The sequence below is a fragment of the Longilinea arvoryzae genome, assembly GCF_001050235.1.
GTDB lineage: Bacteria > Chloroflexota > Anaerolineae > Anaerolineales > Anaerolineaceae > Longilinea > Longilinea arvoryzae.
In genome coordinates this window covers 238,701-261,870 of record NZ_DF967972.1, presented here as the reverse complement: position 1 = coordinate 261,870, position 23,170 = coordinate 238,701, and the positions used below count along the sequence as shown (strand labels likewise).

Sequence of the window (23,170 nt, the reverse complement as noted above, 5' to 3'; positions counted from 1 at the left end):
TCCTTCAAACGGGTCGGGCAGCCCATTTCGCCCGGCGGTGTTTTTTTTCCTGGACGGGCGCCTGGACTTAATTGCGAGCAGCCGGCGCAATACTGCCCGCATCGATCGGGCAGTACCAGTCTTGCTCGGGCGGCGAGCCCACCTCGGCCACGATCTTCGGCGATTGCGGCCTGCCAAAGAAATCGCGGTATATGTAACCGAAGCGGTAGCCCTGTTGGTCGCCAGTGTAGCACCACTCCCAGCTCTGCAGGATGTACTGGTGGGGCATAATGAGCAATTCACGCGGCCTGAGGTCGCTCAATTCGGCCGGGTAGCCGCCGGTGCGGTCGTGATAACGCAGGATGGCTTTATCGATTACGGCTGCGCTGCGCTCGGTCAGGATACCTGGCATGCGCCCCCAACCCCCGTTCGGCGCGTGAGATGCCAACTCAATGGAAACGTTCATCAAAGGCAGTGTGGCCAGGATGATCAGCGCCAGAGCCTTACGCCAACCCGGCGCCCCGATGAGCATCGCCAGGGCTGAGAGCACGGCAGCCACCCCGACGAGGATCTTCAGAAACGGACCGGAGAGACCATCCAGGGCCACATCCCACAGGCTGGCGAAGAACATTTTCACGCCCACCAGCGCCAGCAGCAGGATGGCAATGAACACGTTGATCGCGGTGCGGCGTGGGCCTGCGGGCAGGCTGAACAGGCGCGCCGCGCAGGCGATTGCCAGCGAAGGCGCGAGGAAGAAAGTTCCACACAGGATGAGAAACCCTTGCCATCCCGGGAAGGGTCTCAGATCGGGGTGGGCATCTTCGATTGCGATGCTCACAACCATCAACAGGATGGAAAAGCCGCACAGCGCCAGGAACCCGCTGCCGGGTCGTTTCCAGAACCAGACCAGCAACAGCGCAATTGCGATGATCGCCAACAGGGTGAGTTCGGTAGGTACTTCTGCGAAGATCATGCTGCCTCCGCGCCGGATCGGGATCGGAATGCCGTGACGCTCTCCACGGCCAGCCCGGCGGCCAGCGCCGCGAGAAAAAGCCACGGCCCCCACATGTGGATGCTGACCACGGTCGGGTCCTCGGCGATGATGAATACCAGGGTCAGGCCAATCATCAGCAGCAGGGCCACCATGTGAGCACCCTTCAGACGCGGGCGCTCACCGCGCCACAATAGCAGCAGCGAACTGAGCAGCGGCAGGACGGGCAGCCAGACCAGCCCGGCGATCAGGTTGGGCCCGGCTTCCTGAAAGGTGGTCGCCCCGCTGAGCAGCGCCCACAGCACGCCGAAGAATCCCACACCGAAGTAGCCCATGACGAACCAGCCGGACATCGGGTCGCCGCAGAAGCCGGGGCGGATGCGCACCAGCGACGGGGCACAGTCGTACTCGTCCGGGACGCTGAGATTTTCATAGACCCAGGGTCCCAGCAGCGCGATGATCAACAGCGCCAGCACGCACAGGCGCACGAGCGTCAGGTGTTCACGGAGCCAGCCCATCGCTCACCTCCTCCAGCGGACAGTTCCAGGCCGGCACAGACAGCGCGCCGGCCTCGGATACAATCTTCACTTCTCGCGGCGAGGAAAAGTACTCGCGATCCATGTAACCAAAACGAAAACCACCGGCGCCGCCGGCGAAGCACCATTCCCAACCCGGCAGGATGTACTGGCGGGGCAGGAAGAGCAGATCGCGCGGCGTCAGGTCGCTCAACTGCGCCGGGTAGCGGCCCTGGCGCGCGTGGTAGCGCTGGATGGCGTCGTCGATGACCGCCGCGCTTCGTTCGGTCAGAACGCCGGGCATGTACCCCCATTCCTGGCCGGGTGGACGGCTGGCCAGCCGCGCCGAAGCGGCCATCAGCAGGGGTAAACCGACCAGGAGGATCAACGCCCATGCCTTGCGCGCTCCCGGTGCGCGGAACAACAGCGCCAGGGCAGACAGCAACGCCGCCAGGTTGACGACCCACAGCAGGAGCGGCTCGCCGATGCCGTCCGTGGCTACATCCCACAGGCTGGTGAAAAACATTTGCAACGCCAGCAGCAGCGCCAACCCAAGGGCGGCCAGGGCGTTCAGGATTGTACGCGAAGATCCGACCGGCGGGCCCAGCAACCGCGCGATGCAGGCTACCGCCAGGGTGGGGGCCAGCCCGAAAGTCGACCAGCGCATCAGGGTCGACTGCCAGGCGGTCCAATTGTTCAAATCAGGGTGATTATTCGCCATCCAGAAGGCCGCGCACATCAGCAGGCCAGCAAGCAGGCTCCACACGATCAGCCCGCCTCGCGGCTGTTTCCGGCGCCAGAGGACAAGAACAGGAATCGCCGCCGACGCCAGCCACGCCAGCGCGGGCAGCAGGTTCTCGAAGAACACGCCGCCTCCCCTCGGGCATCCATGCGGCAGCAATGGTCCATTCGAAAGATGATTACCGGCAGGTTACAGATAAGAAGATGTGATTTCATCATAGCATAAACGAATGGAATTATTGCAGGTCAATTGTATGCCCGGGCCGGATTTTCCCTATTGACTCTGATCTGGAATCGCCCTATAATTAAACCGGTTTAGTAAACCGGTTTATATCCCTCGCTATCCCTTTAAGGAGAATGTCATGAGAACCACTAAGTTTTTCCCGCTGCTGATGGTCATCGCCATGCTGGCGGGCGTTCTTGCTGCCTGCGCTCCTGCCGCCACCCCGACCGCCGCGCCGGCCGTACCAACCACTGCCCCCGCAGCCACCGAAGCCCCGACGGCTGCGCCGACGACAGCCCCGGCTGCCGAACCCGTCAAGCTGACCTTCTGGTTCAACTGGGAAGGCACGAATGCGGATGTGATGAAGGACCTGGTCAACCGCTTCAACGCGGCCAACCCGGATATCGTCGTCGAGCCGGTCTTCCAGCCCTACGCCGACATGACCACCCTCCTCCAGACGTCCATCGCCGGCGGCACCACCCCCGACGTGGTTGCCCTGGACCTGATCCTCATCCCGCAGTTCGTTGAAACCGGCGCCATCGCGCCCCTGGACGATTACGTTGCCGCGGACGCCAATATCAACATCAACGATTTCTACCCGCTGCTGGCCAATTACGATGTCATGGGCGGCAAACGCTATGCCCTGCCGGTCAGCACCAATAACATGCAGCTCATCTGGAACAAGGACCTCTTCAAAAAGGCCGGACTGGATCCCGAAAAGGCTCCTGCCACCTGGGATGAAATGCAGGCCATGGCCAAGCAGTGCCAGGATCCGGCCAATGGCGTGGTCGGCTTCGAATTCTATACCCAGCCCACCGGTGAAGGCATCACCTGGCAGTTCCAGGTCTGGCTGTGGGCCGCGGGCGGTGAGTTCCTCAACGCCGATAATACCGCCGCCGCCTTCAACACCCCCGAGGGCCTGAAAGCGCTGACTTATGTCTCGGACATGCTGAAGGGCAACGGTTCTCAACCGGGTCCCTGGGGCCTGTTCGGCGACCAGAAGGCCTGCATGCAGCTCGACGGCTCCTGGCTGTTCGGCTATCGCAAAGACGCTCCCTTCCAGTGGGGCATCGCACCGGTGCCTGCGCCCGCGGGCGGCACGACCGCCAGCAACGTGGGCGGCGAGCATATCTTCATGTTCGATGCTTCCCCCAACAAGGACGCGGCCTGGAAGTTCATCCAGTACCTGACCAGCCCCGACGTTCAGCTGGAATGGGACCAGAAGACAGGTTTCCTGCCGGTGCGCCAATCGGTGGCTGAAAACGCCGATTACCTGAAGTGGATCAACGAGACCGAGCCGCGCATGCTGCCCTTCGTCCAGGGCATGGCCACCGCGCACACTCGTCCGGCCACCTCCAAGTACTACGCGGTGTCCGAAGCTTTCTCACGTGAAATCCAGAAAGCGCTGCTCGGAGAGGCTTCCCCTGCCGACGCGCTCGCAGCCGCCGAAAAAGCGGTCAATGACGCGCTGAAGTAGTCGAGCAGACGTTTCATTTCTCCTGGGGCGGCGGCCGCCGGCCGCCGCCCCCTCCTTTTCCGGCCCAACCGCCGTTTCATCAGCTAAAATAACACCGTCCTTTACGCGAAGATCATATAAACTGGACACAGGATCGTATACTCATGCAGGTTCGATACGCAAGTTCCCCCAATTGGTTCACCCGCCTGCGGCGCAGCGATATTCCCACCGCGCTGCTGTTCCTGGCGCCGTCGCTGGTGATTCTGGGGGTGTTCAATTTCTACCCGATCGCCGAGGTTTTCCGCCTGAGCCTGTTCAAGTGGGATAACCTGTCGAAGATCAAGACCTTTATCGGCTTCGATAATTTCATTACCCTGTTTCAGAGTGATCGTTTCTGGAATTCGTTGAAAGTTACCGGCGAGTACACCCTGGTGGTAACCGTACTGAGCATCTTCCTCGGGCTGGTACTGGCCGTTTTGCTCAACAATCAACTCCTGCTGGGGAAATCCTTCTGGCGCAGCATGTTCTTCCTGCCGGTGGTCACGCCCACCGTGGCAGCCGCCATGGTGTGGATCCTGCTGTTCAACCCCGGTTTTGGCCTGGTCAATGTCGTGCTGCGCGCCCTTGGCCTGGAGGGGCTCAACTGGCTGGCCGATACCACCTGGGCGCTGCCCACCGTGATGACGCTGGGCATCTGGCGCAGGCTGGGTTTTACCACCATGCTGTACCTGGCGGCCATGCAGTCGTTATCCAAGGAATATTACGAGAGCGCCGAAATCGACGGCGCCAATGCTTTCCAGCGCTTTCTGCACATCACCGTGCCGCTGCTGCGTTCCACGACCATCATGCTGGTCATCCTGGGCGTGGTCGATTCGTTCCTGGTCTTCGACCAGGTGATGGTGCTGACCCGCGGCGGGCCGGGCGACGCCACCGAAGTCATCGGGATGTTCATGTATTCGACCTCATTCTCATCCTTCAAACTGGGTTACGGCGCGGCCATCTCAGTGGTCATGTTCATCGTGGTGGCGGCCTTTACCCTGATGCAGTGGCGTTTCGTTGGCTTTGGCTCGGCGGAGGAGGCGGAATGAACCTCTTCCAGAAATCCGATTCAGAACCGGTCACCCCGCGCAGGGTGCGCGCCACCCTGATGCTGGCGTTGATCCTGATTCCAGCGGCCTTCGTGATTTTGGTGCCTTATCTGTGGATGTTCACCACCTCGTTGAAGGCGCGCGGCACCACCGGCCTGCCGCCTTACCTCTTTCCGGCGGTATTCGAATTCGGCAACTACGTCAAAGCCTGGCAGGCGGCGCCCTTCATGCGCTACTACCTCAACACGACCATCGTCGCCGTGGCCATCATCGCCGCGCGGGTGGTATTCGGTGGGATGGCGGCCTACGCATTCGCTTTCCTGCGCTTCCCCGGCCGTAATCTGCTCTTCCTGCTCTTCCTGGGCACGATGATGATTCCCTTCCAGGCCACCATCATTCCTTCGTACCTCATTATTCGCGATCTGCACTGGTTCAACACCTACCAGGCCTTGATCGTGCCGCGCATGGTGGATGCCTTTTCCATCTTCCTGCTGCGCCAGGCCTTCATCTCGATTCCGCGCGATTACCTGGATGCCGCGCGGCTGGACGGCTGCTCGCACTGGCAGGCCCTGTGGAAGGTCGTGGTTCCGCTCAACCGCTCCTCGGTGGTCACGATGGGCCTGTTTGCCTTCCTGTTCGCCTGGAACGATTACCTCTGGCCGCTGCTGGTAGCCAACGCCGAGGCGATGCGCACCATCCAGCTTGGGTTGCAGGTCTTTGCCGGCCGCTACCAGACCGAATGGACCTACATGATGGCCGGCACGGTCACGGCCACCCTGCTGCCGCTCATCCTCTTCCTCGTCGCCCAGCGCAGTTTCATCTCCGGCCTCACCCGATCCGGATTGAAAGGATAAATCGACTTTATGAACCCATTTAACGCCGTTCCCGACTGGGTGCAAGACGCCGTCTTTTACCAGATCTTTCCGGAGCGCTTTGCGAATGGCGACCCGGGCAACGATCCCGCCTGGGTGCTGCCGTGGGGGACGCCACCAACGCCGCAGACCTTCATGGGCGGCGATTTACAGGGTATTCTCGACCATCTGCCCTACCTGCGCGAACTGGGCATCAACGCCATTTACACCACGCCCATCTTTGCCGCGCGCTCCAATCACAAGTATGATACTGCCGATTACTTCAAGATCGACCCGGCCTTCGGCGACCTGGAACTGTTCAAGCGGTTGGTGCGAACTGCGCACGACAACGGCATCCGCATCGTCCTGGACGCGGTCTTCAATCACTGCGGGGATGGCTTCTGGGCTTTTCAGGATGTAATTTCCAAAGGAAGCGCCTCGCAGTACCGCGACTGGTTCGTGCTGGGCGATTTACCCATCGCGCAGGACCCGCCCAACTACCAGACCTGCGGCGGGGCCGGATTTTTACCGAAACTCAACCTGGACAATCCCGAGGTACGCCGGCACCTGCTGGACGCGGCCGTCTACTGGCTCAAGGAGACCGGCATGGACGGCTGGCGCCTGGATGTGCCCTGGAAGGTGCCTCTGGATTTCTGGCGTGAGTTCCGCCGGGAAGTCAAAGCCATCCGGCCGGATGCCTACATCGTCGCCGAATCCTGGCGCGATCCGCTCTACTGGCTGCAGGGCGATACCTGCGACGCGGTCATGAATTATCCCTACCGGGATTACATTCTGGATTACTGCGCCCGCGACGCGATGGACGCCGAGGACTTCGATCATTTCACGCGCCGCCTGCTGGCCGATTACGGAGTGCTTGCGCCCGTGCAGTTGAACCTGCTGGGCAGCCACGATACGGCCCGTCTGCTGACGCTGTGCGGTGAAAATACGGCCCGCGCCATCCTGGCCTACATCTGCATGCTGACCGGCGTGGGAGCGCCGATGATCTATTACGGCGACGAGAACGGCATGCGCGGCGCGAACGATCCGGATTGCCGGCGCTGCATGGAGTGGAACCCGGACGAATGGAACGACGCCATCCGGGGTGCCCTGTTGAAGCTGATCGCCCTGCGTCACGCGCATCCCGCGCTGCGCAGCGGCAGCTACGAATGCCTGCTGACCTTCAACGGGGTGTACGCTTACCGGCGCCGGTTGGCAGAGGATCGGGTGGTGGTCGTCACCAACCCGCGCAATTCGCAAACCGGGCTGCGCATCCCGCTGCCCGATGAAGGCGACGGCGAATGGGTGGATGTGTTGAGCGGCCAGCGTTATCGCAGCCGCGCCGGGCAGCTTGTCCTGCCAAAACTGGAAGCGCAGCAGGGTTTGGCGCTTATCCCTTCGAAACGTAATATATAATCAGCCTATGCCCAGGGTCAATATTACCGATATCGCTCGAAAAGCCGGGGTATCCAAAACAGCGGTATCCTTTGCGTTCAACAACCCCAGCCGCCTGTCCGAAGCCACGGTCCAGCAGATCCTGGCCATTGCAGAAGAGATGGGTTATTCGCCCGATCCGGTCGCGCGCAGCATGTCCACCGGACGCACCGGCACCATTGGTTTGCTGCTGCCGCAACCGCTGCCAGAAATCGTACGCAACCCCTACTTTCCGGAGTTCCTGGAGGGTATCGGCGAGGTCTGCACCCACTCGGGGCTTTCGCTGATGCTCGTTCCGCCGCTGAAGGGCAGCATGCGCCGGGCCATCGTCAACGCTGCGGTGGACGGTTTCCTGACCCTGGGCCTGGAAGAGTCGAAAGCCACCATGGTGGTGCTGCGCCAGCGTGGCGTACCCTTCGTCACGGTCGACAGCGATCCAATCGAGGGCGTCCCGGCCATCAATGTGGATGACGCGGGGGGAGCCTGTCAGGCCATGCAGCACGTGCTGGCACTGGGCCACCGCCAGATCGCCATCCTGGCGATCCGTTCCGGCAAGCAGGGCCATTATCGCGAATACGTTGGCACGCTCGGCGCCCGCATGCACGGCTACCTGCAGGCGCTGGAAGAGTACGGCCTGACCATCAACGGGCGTTCGGTGCGCCTGCTGGAATGCGCCAGCACAGAAGAAGGCGGCATGGAAAGCTTCCAGACCCTGTGGAAATCCCGCCACCACCCGACCGCCATCATTGCCATGAGCGATATCATCGCCATCGGGGTGATCAAGGCGGCGGCTTCGGCCGGGCAGCAGGTGCCGCGCGATCTTTCAGTGGTCGGCTTCGATGACATTACCCTGGCGAGCCTGATTCACCCGGCGCTGACCACGGTGGCGCAGCCCTCGCGCGAAAAAGGGGAAATGGCCACCCGGGAACTGGTGAAGTTGATCGAATCGAATTCCCAACCCATCCATCAAGTTCTGCCGACCCGTCTGGTCGAGCGCTCATCGGTCTGCCCGCCCCCAAAAAACGAAGACTGACAGGCCTGGCTTGGCGGGGGAGAGAGTCGATCGGGGGCATGATTTCCCCCTGAACAAACTTCTGCCTTTCGATGCCCTCAACCTGGGTCGGTGATAGAATCAACATAACTTTCACTCATGAGGGGCTGGCATGACACACCCGATGAACATACCTGGCTCGTTGCTGCGTTTCTGGCAGGGCGGGCGGGATCTGGAACTGGTTTTCGAACGCGCAAACCTGCGCATTTCGGCTTTGGGGAATCACTGCGTACGCCTGCGCCTGGGGCCGGGGGGTAAGTTCGCCCCGCGCCGTTCGTGGGATGTGGCCGCGCCAGATGAGGATTTCACCACCCCCGTGCTGGCGCTGCGGGAGGATTCACAATCCATCCGCCTCGAGATGGGCGATATGCAGGTTGTCTACCAACGCGGCGGCGGACTGCGTTTCGAGGTTGCCGGGCAGCGTTTTTGCGTAATGAACGAGCTGCCGGCCTGGCAGGAGGAGGGTCCGGTGACCGCCTGCCTGATCACCGATCCAAGCGAGCGCTTCTACGGCTTCGGCGAACGCACCGGTCTGCTGGAAAAAACCGGCAGCCGGATGACCTGTTGGGCCACCGACCCCGGCCACATGCACGGCCCGGACGTCGACCGGATGTACATCGCCATTCCCTTTGCGCTGGCGCTGCGTCCCGGGCTGGCCTGGGGGGTGTTTTTCCACAACACCTTCCTTTCCGAATTCGATTTGACCCAGGCCGGCCAGATGGCCCTGCGCGCCGACGGCGGCGAGCTGGACCTTTACGTGATGTGCGGCTCGAGTCCGACAGAAATCGTGGCCGGGTTTAGCGCGCTGGTCGGGCGCACGCCCATGCCGCCGCTCTGGTCGCTGGGCTATCACCAGAGCCGCTGGAGCTATGCCAGTCAGCAGGAGGTGCGCGATCTGGTGGCTGAATTCAAACGCCGCCAGATTCCACTGGACGCGGTGCACCTGGACATCGATTACATGGACGGCTACCGGGATTTCACCTGGAACCGCCAGAATTTCAGCGACCCGGCCGGTCTTATGCGGGATTTGAAGGCGCAGGGCGTGCGGGTGGTGCCCATCATCGACGCCGGAGTCAAGGTGGACCCGGATTATCCGGTGTATACCTCCGGACAGAAACTGCAGGCGTTTGTGAGCACGCCGCAGGGTGAGGAGGTGCATGCCTACGTCTGGCCGGATGAATCGGTCTGGCCGGATTTTTCACGCGCCGATGTGCGCGCCTGGTGGGGCGAGCAGCAAAAACGCCTGGTGGCCGATGGCGTGGCCGGAATCTGGAACGATATGAACGAGCCGGCCGTCTTCATTCAGCCCTTCAGCCAGGGCGGCGGTGGCGAGGTCACCACGCTGCCGCTGGATGCGCAGCAGGGTGGTCCCGGTGAGCGGACAACGCACGCCGAGCTGCACAATCTTTACGGCCTGGGCATGGCGCGCGCCTGTTACGAAGGGCTCGAACGCGACCTGAACGGGGAACGTCCATTCGCACTGTGCCGCTCGGGCTACGCCGGCATTCAACGCTGGACAGCCTCGTGGATGGGCGACAACCATTCCTCCTGGGAGCATCTGGAAATGGCGCTGCCGCAAATGCTCAACATGGGGCTTTCGGGCGTTCCCTTCGTTGGGGTGGATATCGGCGGCTTTTCCGGAAATGCCAGTCCTGAATTGTTCGCCCGCTGGATCGAAGCCGGGGCGTTATTCCCGTTCTGCCGCGGGCATTCGTGCATTGGCACCATCCGTCAGGAACCCTGGGCGTTTGGTCAGCAGGTGGAAGAGATCTCCCGCAAGTGGCTGCGCCTGCGCTACCGACTGCTGCCTTACCTCTATTCCCTGTTTTGGAATGCCAGCCAGCGCGGCGAGCCGGTGATGCGCCCGCTGCTCTATCACTATTCCCAGGATCCACAAACGGCCTACCTGTACGATCAATTCCTGTTGGGAGAGTTCGTCATGGCTGCGCCGGTGGTGCGGCCCGGCGTACGCGCCCGCAGCGTCTACCTCCCCGAAGGAGACTGGTACGCCTGGGACAGCGGCGAAGTCCTTCAGGGCGGCCGGCATATCCTGGCGGACGCCCCATTGGAGTCGATACCGGTTTATGTGCGCGGCGGCGCGATTCTACCGCTGGGTCCGGAAATGCTGCATACCGACGAAAAGCCGTTCGATCCGCTGACCCTGGAATTGTACCCCGGCGACGGCGCGTTCACGTTCTACGAGGATGATGGCCACAGCCTGGATTACCGCCAGGGCGCCCGCAGCGTGCGCAATTTGCGCCTGGAACGCTCGACCGGCCTGCTGCGCCTGACTATCGGCGCGCGCCAGGGCAACTGGCAGCCGTTGGCTCGCAAGCTGGTGCTGCGCCTGCACGGCGTGCCCGAATACAGCCGGTTGGGACACACCGGCGGCCTGTATGAGATCCGCAAGCACCTGTTGACCCTTGAAGTGGATGATGACGGCGCCGAACGCGAATTGAACTTCAGGCTGTAGACTATTTATTCTTCATAAGGCCCCAGGAATCGTTCGCCATTGAAATGAATGACGTGGCTTGGGGCTTCGGCTACCCATACCTCGGTTTCCCAGGCAATATCCTTGAGAAAACGATTCATCGCTTTGCGAGTTTCAAAGGCCGTCACAAAAACAAGGCCCCGATTACTCGATCTGAACAACTCTTTGAGCTCGTTATGCCGTTGATTATCAATCGGGCCGTGACTTGTGACCGCTTCGATTAGAACCAACCATTTTTTGGATTGGAAATCAACCACGACATCAGGCATTTTTCCATGGGGATCGATACTGATTCCGAGTTGTTCAAAGTATTTTCGCTCGTTTTCCGTTAATTTGTTACCTGCATCACCGACATAGATGACATTTCCACCCGGCGTATATCGAGGACAAAACTCTTCAATGATCTTTTTGATCAGATCATTTTGCCCGCCAGCCGATAGATTGATCTCCTGTCCGTTAGGAAGTGTAACCGGGATCAAATTCATAGCTCTTTCACGAACTTGAAGGCTTGCCAGAGAAGGTGTACTTTTTAAGTAGACGAATAATTTCGTCTCCCATTCTTTTGTTCCAAAGGTTTGCAAGAGTTCCAGAGCTGATTCTTCGATCTGGTATTTCGTTTTTGGACTGTTAATGGGCCTCTTGGGGTCATCTAGATTCGCCAACACCAACCCAAGTTCCATAAACTGGTGGATCGTTTGTCTCCGAACGGTCTCACGTGTGTTCGGCGCATAATTCTTTCCATAATAATCTCTGAAGAAGTCCATCATTTCCGTTATACCCAGCCTGGATATTTCGGCCTTGCTCCAGGGATTATCCGGTTTTAGGTGAACCAATGCGAGTAAAGATAAGGCTGATCTCTCGTTTTGTTGAAGCCGGGGAACATTTAGTTCCTGGAGGATACTCAGGGCTTCTCCGATCCTTTTCTTGACCTGAATAGGATCAGAAATGTCGCTTTCCGAGGTCTTTGTAGTCAAATTGAGCTCCTCTCCAACGATGATATCAATTGTTTCTTGATCTGGAAACACTTCCCCTATTCTTTTTCCCAAACTGCTAAGCTGTTGAGAAGTCGGATACCTGACATTGCGTAAATCTGTTGCATTCACTTGAGTATGCCCACTCAACTGTCGAAAATATTGGTCGAAGAAGGTCGAATTCAGATATAAGGCCAACCCTTTTGCAAGGTCTATTGATAACCCTCCATAGGTTTTATGAAAATAATTAATATGATTTTCAATGCCAATTCGATCCGCTTTTACTTGATTCGGATCATAAACCACCGCAGAAACCCGTTTCTTTTCTTCTTTTGCAGAAAAACGGCGTACCAAAACATATACATCCGCGGGTATAACGATTTGTTCGATCCCAGGTTTTGAAAGTATGGCAACCGGTTTTTTTCCACGTTGGGGTGGCCAAAGAATAAATCCGTTTTGAAATGAATTTGGGTAAATTAGCGGGATGGTTTCTAAACCATCGATATCAAAAGACAAATATTCTTTTGCCCGAAAATCCACAACTCTTCCGGTCGATACCGATAGACCCAGGTCTTGCAGAGTCGTGAAAAATCTTTTCATTTTTTCTTCAAACTGTTGACCGATCTGATCAGAAACAATTCTTATGTATTGGTCAGAATCTTGGGGATATACCAGATTTTCATACTTGACTTGATGGAGTTGTAAATCTTCTTCATCCGGTCCTGAACTAGATGAAATTGTGACGAAATCCGGTTTGCTTTTGCTTTTGATCGCATGAATAATAATATTCTCCTGGAGAACATCATCTTCATGAAAAGTGATCTTTCTGGATTCAAAGATATGAATCCGACGAATGGACATTGTTTTCAAGAAATCAATGCGAAAATTCTTATAGTAAGATCCATTACAGAAGCTCCGAGGAATGATGGCAACCAGTTCCCCATTTTCGGATAATAACTTTATCGCTAGCCAGAGAAAAGCGGTGTATAAGTTTGTAGTCTCTATTCCAATTGAACGAAGGAGTATTCGTTCCTTGGAATCACTATTAATCTTCCGATAAGGAGGATTCATGATGATCACATTGAAATTTGGGGTTTCAAGTGGGAAGAAAGAATCTTTCGAACCTAAGGATTTCGAAATCGATTCGACGAAATCTTGGCGTTTAATTTCAGATTGAAAATTGATTTTCTTCTGTTGACAGTATGAACTACATTCCGACATCGTTTTCTTTAATCCAGATAGTAAGTCCGAATCCAGTTCATAAGCCGTAACATGGATTGTTTTTGGTGAAAACCGAATTATATGGCCGATGTATGCTGCTGTTAGTATTCCCATTCCCGCCCCTGGATCGAGCAGGTGAATTTCGGGGGACGAGTTTGAGAACATTGAGGCCATTAAGCTGGCTGTTTCGATGGGTGTAAAAAATTGGCCGAATTCCGTCTGTTTTGAACGATTAATGCCTTGATGCGCCAGAGAACGAATGATCTCTATGCGCTTAAGAAATTCGTTTGTGAACAAGGGATCGGCAAGCATATTGACTAGAATGATGGATAACCAAGAAATTTCGATCAGCAAAGTGAGATTGCTACTAGCAACCCATATTATAGAACATTTTTAACACTTTATGAGAGAAAACCGCTTTTCAGGTATAAGACTTGCGCAGATGACGATAGAATTAAGGATGATTTCCTTGTGAGCTTTGTCACGAGTGTGGTATGATTTGCGCAAGGTGACAAAAAAGATCAGATCGGTTAACTTTAAGCCATACCGACCATAACTTGTTCACAAACCAATCAATTTTCAATGGAGGATATTATGAGCAAAACTTTGGAAGATTTACAGGCCGCATTCGCCGGTGAATCGCAGGCCAACCGAAAGTACACCGCCTATGCCCAAAAAGCCGAGGCGGATGGGTATCCGCAAATTGCAAAATTGTTCCGCGCCGCGGCGGCAGGCGAAACCGTGCACGCCATTGCCCACTACAAAGCCATGGACGGCGTGAAATCCACCGCTGAAAACCTCCAGGATGCCATTCACGGCGAAAATTACGAAGTGGTCAGCATGTATCCGGCGTTCATCAAGGACGCCGAAGCGGAAGGTGAGAACCGCCGCGCGGTGAACAGCTTCCACAATGCTTTCGAGGTGGAAAAGATCCACGAAGCGCTGTATCGCGAAGCCCTGGCTCTGCTGGAAGCCGGCAAGAAGGAAGAAGAAGAAGAATATGATTATTACGTGTGCCCGGTGTGCGGTTTCGTACACAAACGCGGCGCACCCGAACGCTGCCCGGTGTGCGGCACGCCCGGCGCCAGGTTCGAGAAGATCTCCTAATTAAATACGGCAAAGTAAAAAATATCAGGCTGGTCGATGACCAGCCTGACGTATTCTTGGAGCGGGCTGTTACTCCTTGGGGACGAAGTCGAACGCTGCCCGCAAATCCAAACCGGAATGTTTTTGTTCCGGACCAATTATCTTGTTTTCACTTGCCAATTTCATTGGACGTTCTCATTATACCGGTTTCTGCGCGCGGAAAATATACAGACACCTTTCAACCAACTGTCATCCAGCTTAAGAAAAGCCCGCCCGGATCAGCCGTCCCAGCGCATGATGCTCAAACCATCCGGCGAACGAAGCACGGAGAGGATGAGATTGGCAATCTTCCGCAGCCTTCGGAAATAAAGCGGCAACTCCGGGTCGGTCAACGGGCGAAAACCAAACCGGGTATAGAGCGGCTCCAGCCCGGAGCGGCAGGTCAGGTAGAGCGGCGGACCGGCCTGCGTCTGCAGGGTCACAATCAGCGCGCGTGCCAGACCCAGGCCGCGGAACTGCGGTACCACCGCCAGCGAAGCCAGTTCACGGGTACCGTCGGCGTGCGGTTTGATCTGGGCGCAGGCCAGCACTTGCCCGCCGGCATCGACTGCCAGGATAAAGCGCCGCCAGTCGAGCGCCAGGGGATTGATGCCCACCTGGTGGATCAGGCGCCGGATACGAACCGCATCCGCGCGTTCGGCGTGGCGCAGCATGACGCCCGACGGAAGATCGAGGGATCCGGTCATTTCCGCACAAACACGAACATCAAATCATTGACATTCGTGCGCGTGGGACCGGGCTTGAGCAGGTCGCCGAGCGCGTCGAAAAGGGGATAGGCATCGTTATCGAGCAGGGCTTCCTCGGGATCCAGCCCGAGCGCCGCTGCGCGCGCCTGCGTCTCGCCGCTGGCCACCGCGCCGGCCGCATCGGTGGGACCGTCGCCGCCATCGGTGGCCAGTGAAACCACCAGCACACCCGGCAGCCCGGCCAGTCCGGCGACTGCGCCCAGGGCGGCTTCCTGGTTGCGACCACCCCGGCCGCTCCCGCGCACCGTGACGGTCGTTTCGCCGCCCAGAATCAGGCAGGCCGGCGCCGGCACCGGGAGACCCTCACGCAGCACCTGCCGCGCCAATTCGGCCAGTTCCGCGCCGACCGTGCGGGCTTCACCTTCTTTTTGAGTGGTCAAAACGGCCGTATTCCAGCCCAGCGAGCGGGCTTCCCGGGCGGCCGCATCGGCCGCCAGCGCGTTACTGCCCACCAGGAGGCAGCTCACCCGTGCGAAGACCGGATCCCCCGGCTTTAAGGTTTCAGGAATCCGGCCTTCCAATCCATGCCGCAGGCGCGCCAGGATGGAGGGCGGCGCGCTGGCCAGCAGGCCAAACTCTTCCAGGGTGTGCCAGGCGCCGGCGTACGTGGTGGAGTCGGGGACGGTCGGGCCGGAAGCGATGGCGTCCAGCGGATCCCCGACCACATCCGAGAGGATCAGGGTGATCACCCGAGCCGGCGCCGCCAGACGCGCCAACCCGCCGCCTTTGAGGATCTCAAGATGCTTGCGTAGCCCGTTGATGCGTTGGATGGGCGCGCCGCTGCGCAGCAGCAGCGTGGTCAGTTGCTGCAAATCGGCCAGGGGAATCTCCGGCGCGGGCGCGGTCAGCAGCGCCGAGCCGCCGCCGGAGATCAGGCAGAATGCCAGGTCGTGCAACCCCGCGCCGTTCAACAGATCCGCGATTTGGCGCGCCGCCTGAGCGCCCCGTTCATCCGGCAGCGGATGCCCGGCTTCGACGGCCCGGATGCGGCGCAGTGCGTTGGGCGTGGGAATGTGGCCGTCTTTGGTCACCACCAGCCCGCGTTCGAGGCGATCCCCCAGGGCCTGCTCGAGCGCCAGGGCCATGGGATAAGCCGCCTTGCCGGCGCCGACGGCCAGCACGCGGCGATATCCCGAAAGGCTGGCCGAGATCTGGGGATCGTTCTGCAGGGCGCGCAAAACAGCCTGCTGCGGATCGACGGCGTCCAATGCTGCAGCCAGGACCAAACGGACGTCGTTTCCCCAGGGCAGGGTTCTCAAGGTATGCGTATCGAAACGATCGGGGTTCATAAATAAATTATAGCCCGGGGTGTGGATACGTGATTCGTCATTCGGGCGCCGTTATGTGTAATTTGTGAAGCGTGAAGTGTGAATCATGGAGCGGTTCACCATTCACTTCTCACGAATACCGCATCAACGATTACCGTCCCCTCAATAGATCGTAGCCAGGAAGGCGCGTGTTTTGGGGAAGAGCACCTGAATCAGCGGCTTCCACAGGTGCTGCGGCGAGGCGTCCGGATAGCTGGCGCTGATTTCATCCAGCGTGCGCCCCCCCAGGACAAGCGGAACGGCCTGTTCAGGCGGGATGCGCAAAATCGGGTCCTGGCAGTGTTTCACAAAAACGGCGGATTTAAGGGCTCCGCCGCAGAAATCCATTTCGATATGCTGGCGGTACAGGTCCAGGCTGAGCTTGCGGTTCAGGCCGGAAAAGGGCGAGCCGGCCAGGCGCGCGCTGAACACGGGACCCAGATGGGTCAATAACGCGGCCATATCCGGGACGCGCACCTGCCAGGAGTAACCGCCCAGGCTGGCGGCTCCGTACGCCTGGGCTAATTTGAGCAGGCCGCTGGTGGGCGGTAGATTGAAGCGAATACCATCCTGTCCCTGGGCGAGCGCACGCCGGGCCAGTTCGTTCAATACGGCCAACCCCGCCGGGAAGCTCAACTCCGAGCACTCATCTACGGCGATCAGGTTCTCATAAAAGCGATATTTCGGCAGGCGGATATAACCGGCCGGGTCGCCCTGGGGTGAAACTACAACCAGGGTTTCGTGCTCCATGGCATCGGGTTTGCGCAGGTCGCTCAACAGGTAGCGCCAGATGCCGGCTGTGCGCCGGGCGCTGATATCCTGATAGCCGGCCTGCGCTTCGTACAGGGCGGCCAGCAGCATGGCGTCGTCCGGTACGGCCGGCCGGAAAGTATATCCTTCGGTGATCGGGGCCGGAATCTGATCGGGCTGCAGGCGCCAGCCGCCCTCGAGCGGCAGGTGGGCATATTCGTAGCCGTATTGGCGATAGAAATAGGGGATGCCTTGAATAATCGAAAGCAGGCAGCCGCGATCCGCAAAGCGCTGCCAGAAAGCGCCCATCAGGTGGCGGTTGAGGCCGCGGCCGCGGTAATCTTCCCGGGTGCCGACGATCCCCAGTTCACCGGCCAGCAAGTCTACTTCACCAAAGTGCAACTTCCAAGGGATCAGGCAGCCCGAGGCGATAACCTCGTTGTTCTCGTTTTTGATGTACAACAAATCCCGGCCGCGTGTATCCGGGTGGGCGGCAAACAGATTGGCCGTAAAGCCGATGACTTCGGGGCCGTGGATCAGGCCGTTGAACGCGGCCACGCGTTCCAATTCATCATAGGTGCTGACCGACCGCAACGTCAGCGATTCAGGCAATTCGACCGAAAAAATGGGTTCGTGGGGATCGATCATGGCAGCGCCTCCTAAAGGGGAGAACCTGTGAGACGTTCATCGTTTGCCCAAAGGACGTAGGTGGATCTTCTCTTTGGTTATCCATGCCAGCTTGCTTATTAAATATTATATCCAACCTCACAATGGCGCTGAGGCCGATTCGTGATATTTGACGGAAGCATAAGTGAATATTGCCCAGTGAATCCTGCCCTGGCCTGTTTTATAATGATTGTTACCGGGGCGCTAACCCTTGTAACACACTGCCGTTGACACGCACGAACATTATTGCGCCCCTTCTTTTTAAGTCCCCATCCCCTGGAATAACCATTTTTCATAAGGAAGCTGCTATGAAAAACCGAACTCTATTGATGATTCCTGGGCCAATTGAATTTGACCCGGCCGTTCTATCGGCCATGGGAGCGCCAACGGCCAGCCACCTGGCGCCCGATTTTGTTGAAGCCTTCGGGCAGGCCTTGGAACGCACGCGCATACTCTTTCAATGCCCGGACGGCCAGCCCTTCGTGTTGGCCGGCACCGGAACGTTGGGCATGGATTCGGCCTGCGCAAATCTGGTGGAAACCGGCGACGCGGCATTAGTGGTGAACACGGGTTACTTCGGCGACCGCATCGGGAATATCCTTGAACGCTACGGAGCCAAGGTAAGCCATGTCCGGGCCGCGCCGGGCGATCATCCCGCGCTCGAGGACGTCGAACGCGCGTTGAAAACCGGCAGCTACAAAGTGATGACCATTACCCATGTGGATACCTCCACCGGCGTGCTGGCCGACATAAAAAGCCTGGCCGCGCTCGGACAGCGCTATGGCGCGCTGGTCGTGGTGGATGGGGTTTGCTCGGTGGCCGGCGAAGAACTGCGCATGGGCGAATGGGGCGTGGACGTGGCCTTTACTGCGTCGCAAAAAGCGGTCGGGGTTCCGCCGGGTCTGGCGCTGCTGGTGGCCGGACCGCGCGCGCTGGCGGCTCTCAAAGCACGCAAAACGCCGGTCGGCAGTTACTACGCCGATTGGAACAACTGGCTGGCGGTCATGCAGGCCTACGAAGCCCGCAAGACGGCTTATTTCGGCACGCCGGCGGTCAACCTGGTGTTCGCGCTCGATGTCAGCCTGGGCCAGATTCTACAGGAAGGGCTCGAACCCCGTTTTGCCCGTCACGCGCGCATCAGCCGCGCCCTCAAGGCGGGAATCGCAGCCCTGGGCATGGGCCAGGTCCCGCTCAACGACGCCATTGCGGCTCACACCATGACCGCTCCGCGTTTCCCGGCCGGTGTGAACGGCGCCGACCTGCTGCCGCTGGTGGGAAAAGCCGGCGTCACCCTGGCGGGTGGGTTGCATCCCGCCATCAAGAATGAATATTTCCGCATCGGACACATGGGCGCGGTCACGCTGGGCGACGCCCTGGCCACGCTGGGGGCCATCGAAACCGGTCTGGCGGCCTGCGGATATCAATTCCAGGCAGGCGCCGGTCTGGCTGCCGCGGAACAGGCATATTTGAAATAAGTATGATCAGGGGCCGGAGAATAATCCGGCCCCTGATTTTTCAATCGGGGAGTGCGCCGTGGATAAAAACCGTACGGTGCGCGAAATCATTACAAAAAATAAAAAATGGAAAGTACGGGTGAGCGCTGCCAGCGGCGGAACGTATGAAATTCAGGTGCTGCGCTGGATGGACGCGGGCGGCTATTGTTTCTGGGAAGAAACCGGCGCTGCGTTGCGGGTGGGTGAGCGATCCAGCGCCGAGTTGCTGGCGCAAAAGGAAGCGCGCCGCCTGGGTTGAACCCAATCAATCCTGCCAGTGCACCGCCGATTCGAAGGCCCGCGTATCGTTGGATCGGTTGACGCCCTCCAGAGCCCACAGATTGGCGTCCCGTTCGGTGGGGTTGGCCAGCACAGCCACTTCTTCGCCCGGCCGAATTTCGTGATCGTAATTGATCTGCAGCCAATCGAGTTTGTGCTGCTTGAATGTTTCCATCGGGAAGGCGTCGCATATCCATTCGACGTACCGGCTGTTATTGACATGCCCGAGCATGTCGACGGCCGAATACGCGGCCCGCACGCACAGGCGTTCCTGGCCGTCTTTTGCCAGGCCGATGCGCTCCAACGGCTCATCCAACCCGATCCGGTCATGGGTCGGCAAGTTCAGGTTCAAAGATTGCGGGGGAATCATGCGCCGGGTGGTGGCGTTGATGATCAACCAGGCCGACGTCGCGGCTGCCACGCGCTGGCCCTGTGCGTCGAACATCTCATAGTCGCGGATGAAGAACAATTTCTGCTGAATGGTCTTCGGCCAGGTGCGAATGGTCACCCGGTCGTCGACGCGCGGAAAGCGATAGAATTGAATCTTCATGCGCGAGTGCACCCAGAACAGGTTCTGGGCGTAAAGGACGTCGAACCCGGCGCCCAATTGCGTGGCGTGAATTCCGGCCGCTTCGGTCAGATGCTGAAAGAAAGCGGCCGGTTTTAGAGTCTGATTGAAATCACATTCGTAGTTGTTGACGCGAATCGTTTCTTCATAGATGGGTTTGGAATCAATCATCTTATTGGAACCTGTCAAGGATATATTTTCCGGAATCTTAACCCAAAAACACCCAAAACGGGAGGGCGTTTCGGTAAAGAATTTTACATCCCGCTGTCGATCGGGTCAGACGGCCGCGGCAACCAGATTGTCAACCAACGGCGCCAGGCGGGTGCGAATGGCGTCCCAATCGTGTTCGATCGTGCAAAAGATGTCATTTTCCGCGGGCATATGCAGCGCGCGGATGCCAAAGACAGCGCCGTAAGGCATCTCTTCACCTGAACCCACGGGGCGCATACCCACTCCGGCCAGCGCGCTGGCAACAGGCAGCGCCAGGTTCTTGTAATAATAGGCCAGGGCTTCATCCGTCTGGCCGCCGTGCGCGATCACGCCGACCGGTTTGCCGTGCAGCGGCCCCCGGTAATGGGAGTCGCGGCAGGAATTGAGGAAGGCCATCTCCTGCAGTTTCTCGCACAGCATGGCCACTTTGGATGGAATCGGCGCGTAATGCGGCACCACCACCAGCACCGCGTCGGCGGACTGCATGCGCGCGTAAACCTGGTTGAACGCTTCATCCCGGCAGCAGCGCCCGCTTTCCAGGCACCTGCCGCACATGCGGCATGGGAGCAGTTCGTAATCGATCAGCGTGAGGAGATCCCATTCCAGCGCGGCGCGTTCGGCGGCCAGTTCGGCGGCGATGCGGCAGGCGCGGGTGGAAGCCGACTGCTGGCGGAAGGGTTCGATGTTCGAGGCGGAGATGCAAAGCAGCTTCATGACAGTAATTCCTTGAGGTTTAGGATCGGATGATCTTTTCTAGGAAAACAGGAAAATGATCGGCGAAACGCAATTATTTATACTCCGCTCGGACTCGAAGCGCCCCATTCGAAAGGAGAGGATTGGGTCAGTCCAGGGAATTGAACAATTGCGCCGGAAAAGTTGAGACCCGCCGGGTAGGGGCGGGTCTCAAGGGTTTGGAAAAAACGAATGGTACTAAATTCGGGCTTAGTCGGTTGCAGCCGGGGCTGCTTCGATCTTGGCGCCCTTGTGCATGACAACCGCGCGGTAGGTTTCCCAGGCCATCCAAAGTGCCAGCACCAGGTAGATGACGCTCGCAACCGGGATGATGACATTCGGTCCAGCCGGCAGGCCAATCCAGGCGCCGTCTTTGAAGGTATAGGTAACGAACATGCGGACCAGGGCCCAGGAGCTCATGAGGAACATGAAGCAGGCCGGGATGAAGGTAACCAGCCAGGCCTTCTTGTTCTTGGCGGTGTTGAGCAGCCAGACCGTGACGCCGATCAGGGCCAGCGCGGCCAACAGTTGGTTGGAGGCGCCGAACGTCTTCCAGAAGACGCTCCAGGCCGAGACGGGCTTGCCCTCAGCATCGGTCAAGTTGATGAGCATGAGGATGGCGGGGGTGCCGCCGACGATCAGGGTGGAGAAGATACGGCCAAACCAGCCCTTCCAGCCGGTGAGTTCCTGGATGATATAGCGGCCCAGGCGGGTGCAGATATCCAGGGTGTCATAGACGAAGGTGGTGAAGGCCATCAAACCGAAGGAGATGCCGAAGGCCGGGCTGACGCCGATCAATTTCATGAAGTGGCCGATGCCGACCGCATACACGAAGTTCGGGGATTTGGTCAGCAGGGCGTCGCCCTTGGCAACGATCATCACGGTGGACAGAGCGATCACAGCCACAACGCCTTCCATCAGCATGGCGCCGTAGCCGATGATCTTGGTGTCGCCTTCGCGTTTGATCTGCTTGGAGGTGGTGCCGGAGCTAACCAGCGAGTGGAAGCCGGAGCACGCGCCGCAGGCGACCGTGATGAACATCATTGGGAACAGCGGGAACCAGGCTTTGCTGCCCTCGCTAAACGGAACGGTGAAAGCGGGATACTGAACTTTGAAACCGCCGAACAGAACACCGATGGCCGCCACGATGACGGAGGCATACAGGAAGTAGCCGCCCAGGTGACCACGGGGCTGCAGCAGCGCCCATACCGGGACGATGGCTGCCACGAAGCAGTAGATCAGAACGATGATGTTCCAAACCTTCTGCGGGGCCAGGCCCAGGACTGTGGGCATATTGATGGGGATGTACTTGCCAACCCAGATCGCCACGGCAACCAACGGCAGGAAGATGATGGTCGCCCAGGTCAGGCTGAGTTTGGTGTACTTGAGCAGGAAGCCCATGATGATCGGCAGACACAGGTACAGGATGGAGGAAGTGGCGATAGCGCCGCCGCCGACCATCTCACCATTGCCGATGTCAACCTGGTTCACGAAGGACGCCGTGGTGATGTCGGTGAAGGCCACGATGATCATCACCAGGGTGACGAAGATGAACAGGTTGAACAGAATCCAGGCGCTCCGGGACACGTTGGTGCGAACGGTTTCGGTGATGGAGCGAGCCTTGTTGCGAACCGAAGCGATCAATGCGCCCCAATCATGTACGCCACCGATGAAGACGGACCCGATGAGGATCCAGAGCAGGGTGGGCAGCCAGCCATAAGCAATGCCGGCGATGATGGGGCCGGTGATCGGGCCGGCCGCCGCGATGGCGGAGAAATGCTGGCCTAAGAGGAACTTCGGCTCAGTCGGCACATAGTCAAGGCCGTCTTCCATCTCAACAGCGGGAGTAACGGCTTCGTTGTTGAGAAAGTAGACTTTCTTGGCGAGGAATGTGCCGTAGGTGCGATATGCAACATAAAACAATGCACAGACACCCAATACAATGAAGATAATGTTCATTGTGCGGAACCTCCTGGCGCAAAAAGCGCCAACAAGAAAAAATGATTCACGCCGGCATGCAGCGTGTTAGCAATGGGTCTTGGCACCCCAAGGGGTGCCCGAGTGATAACTCACGGTTTCCAATGCACTTGTGGTTCTTATTCAACGGAGGGAAGTGTGGGTTTGGGAAAAGATACGCTAAGGAATAAAAGCGTGGTAAGCGTTTGCCTACCTGAGTTTATTTTAGATTTTTGTCATCACATTTCAATCCTGATATTCCTCATATGTTTTAACGAATAAGGTATGGATTTTTTCACGGTCCGGGA

At 58.5% G+C, this 23,170-nt stretch carries 19 protein-coding genes; 9 read left to right on the top strand and 10 right to left on the bottom strand.

Translation table 11 applies throughout. From position 1 onward, the window contains the following. Positions 1–67: 67 nt before the first annotated feature. Genes LARV_RS01190 through LARV_RS01180 form a run of 3 tightly spaced genes read right to left on the bottom strand, consistent with a single transcriptional unit; the run spans position 68 to position 2,353 of the window. Positions 68–952: a hypothetical protein gene (locus LARV_RS01190; protein ID WP_075071915.1), complete on the bottom strand. Its 885-nt coding sequence runs from the start codon at positions 950–952 to the stop codon at positions 68–70. Further along, on the bottom strand, positions 949–1,488 hold the full coding sequence (locus LARV_RS01185; protein ID WP_075071914.1) for a hypothetical protein: 540 nt from the start codon (positions 1,486–1,488) through the stop codon (positions 949–951). Before LARV_RS01185 ends, LARV_RS01190 begins: the two co-directional genes overlap by 4 nt. Continuing rightward, the gene (locus LARV_RS01180) at positions 1,472–2,353 is read right to left on the bottom strand and encodes a hypothetical protein (protein WP_075071913.1); all 882 of its coding nucleotides are present in this window, start codon (positions 2,351–2,353) and stop codon (positions 1,472–1,474) included. Before LARV_RS01180 ends, LARV_RS01185 begins: the two co-directional genes overlap by 17 nt. 235 nt (positions 2,354–2,588) lie before the next feature. Between LARV_RS01180 and LARV_RS01175 the strand changes: the two genes are divergently transcribed. The 6 genes from LARV_RS01175 (at position 2,589) to LARV_RS01150 (ending at position 10,799) form a co-directional block, all read left to right on the top strand. Next, complete coding sequence (locus LARV_RS01175) at positions 2,589–3,926, top strand: ABC transporter substrate-binding protein (RefSeq protein WP_083522235.1); 1,338 nt, start codon at positions 2,589–2,591, stop codon at positions 3,924–3,926. Between the two features lie 143 nt (positions 3,927–4,069). Next, positions 4,070–4,993 carry a carbohydrate ABC transporter permease gene (locus LARV_RS01170; protein ID WP_075071912.1) on the top strand — a complete coding sequence of 308 codons (924 nt, stop codon included), beginning with the start codon at positions 4,070–4,072 and terminating at the stop codon, positions 4,991–4,993. After that, on the top strand, positions 4,990–5,847 hold the full coding sequence (locus LARV_RS01165) for a carbohydrate ABC transporter permease (RefSeq protein WP_201785852.1): 858 nt from the start codon (positions 4,990–4,992) through the stop codon (positions 5,845–5,847). Before LARV_RS01170 ends, LARV_RS01165 begins: the two co-directional genes overlap by 4 nt. A gap of 9 nt (positions 5,848–5,856) precedes the next feature. Next, positions 5,857–7,257 (top strand): alpha-amylase family glycosyl hydrolase, encoded by a 1,401-nt coding sequence (locus LARV_RS01160; protein WP_075071911.1) that lies wholly within the window; start codon positions 5,857–5,859, stop codon positions 7,255–7,257. A 7-nt stretch (positions 7,258–7,264) separates the two neighbouring features. Further along, positions 7,265–8,308 (top strand): LacI family DNA-binding transcriptional regulator, encoded by a 1,044-nt coding sequence (locus tag LARV_RS01155; protein ID WP_075071910.1) that lies wholly within the window; start codon positions 7,265–7,267, stop codon positions 8,306–8,308. Positions 8,309–8,438: 130 nt separating this feature from the next. Next, positions 8,439–10,799, top strand: coding sequence for a glycoside hydrolase family 31 protein (locus tag LARV_RS01150; protein WP_075071909.1), 2,361 nt, complete (start codon positions 8,439–8,441; stop codon positions 10,797–10,799). 5 nt (positions 10,800–10,804) lie between these two features. On the opposite strand, the gene LARV_RS01145 is transcribed toward LARV_RS01150, so the two are convergent. After that, positions 10,805–13,363, bottom strand: a complete 2,559-nt coding sequence (locus LARV_RS01145; protein ID WP_201785851.1) for a BsuBI/PstI family type II restriction endonuclease — start codon at positions 13,361–13,363, stop codon at positions 10,805–10,807. Between the two features lie 240 nt (positions 13,364–13,603). On the opposite strand from LARV_RS01145, the gene LARV_RS01140 reads away from it, so the two are divergent. Further along, positions 13,604–14,116 carry a rubrerythrin family protein gene (locus LARV_RS01140; RefSeq protein WP_075071908.1) on the top strand — a complete coding sequence of 171 codons (513 nt, stop codon included), beginning with the start codon at positions 13,604–13,606 and terminating at the stop codon, positions 14,114–14,116. A gap of 257 nt (positions 14,117–14,373) precedes the next feature. Here LARV_RS01140 and LARV_RS01135 read toward each other — a convergent pair whose 3' ends face one another. From LARV_RS01135 to LARV_RS01125, 3 genes are all read right to left on the bottom strand, one after another. Beyond that, positions 14,374–14,841 carry a GNAT family N-acetyltransferase gene (locus LARV_RS01135; protein WP_075071907.1) on the bottom strand — a complete coding sequence of 156 codons (468 nt, stop codon included), beginning with the start codon at positions 14,839–14,841 and terminating at the stop codon, positions 14,374–14,376. After that, a complete protein-coding gene (locus LARV_RS01130; RefSeq protein WP_075071906.1) occupies positions 14,838–16,190 on the bottom strand; it encodes a glycerate kinase type-2 family protein in 1,353 nt (450 codons plus the stop codon). Before LARV_RS01130 ends, LARV_RS01135 begins: the two co-directional genes overlap by 4 nt. A gap of 141 nt (positions 16,191–16,331) precedes the next feature. Then, the gene (locus LARV_RS01125; protein ID WP_075071905.1) at positions 16,332–17,606 is read right to left on the bottom strand and encodes a GNAT family N-acetyltransferase; all 1,275 of its coding nucleotides are present in this window, start codon (positions 17,604–17,606) and stop codon (positions 16,332–16,334) included. Between the two features lie 326 nt (positions 17,607–17,932). Here LARV_RS01125 and LARV_RS01120 point away from each other — a divergent pair, with 326 nt between their 5' ends. Both LARV_RS01120 and LARV_RS01115 read left to right on the top strand, forming a co-directional pair. After that, a complete protein-coding gene (locus LARV_RS01120) occupies positions 17,933–19,099 on the top strand; it encodes a pyridoxal-phosphate-dependent aminotransferase family protein (protein WP_075071904.1) in 1,167 nt (388 codons plus the stop codon). A 58-nt stretch (positions 19,100–19,157) separates the two neighbouring features. After that, positions 19,158–19,376, top strand: a complete 219-nt coding sequence (locus LARV_RS01115; RefSeq protein WP_075071903.1) for a hypothetical protein — start codon at positions 19,158–19,160, stop codon at positions 19,374–19,376. A gap of 6 nt (positions 19,377–19,382) precedes the next feature. On the opposite strand, the gene LARV_RS01110 is transcribed toward LARV_RS01115, so the two are convergent. From LARV_RS01110 to LARV_RS01100, 3 genes are all read right to left on the bottom strand, one after another. After that, on the bottom strand, positions 19,383–20,135 hold the full coding sequence (locus LARV_RS01110; RefSeq protein WP_075071902.1) for an acyl-[acyl-carrier-protein] thioesterase: 753 nt from the start codon (positions 20,133–20,135) through the stop codon (positions 19,383–19,385). A 105-nt stretch (positions 20,136–20,240) separates the two neighbouring features. Further along, entirely contained in the window at positions 20,241–20,888 is a 648-nt protein-coding gene (locus LARV_RS01105) for an NAD(P)H-dependent oxidoreductase (RefSeq protein ID WP_075071901.1), read from the bottom strand. Positions 20,889–21,116: 228 nt separating this feature from the next. Then, positions 21,117–22,865: a carbon starvation CstA family protein gene (locus LARV_RS01100; protein WP_075071900.1), complete on the bottom strand. Its 1,749-nt coding sequence runs from the start codon at positions 22,863–22,865 to the stop codon at positions 21,117–21,119. Positions 22,866–23,170 lie beyond the last annotated feature (305 nt).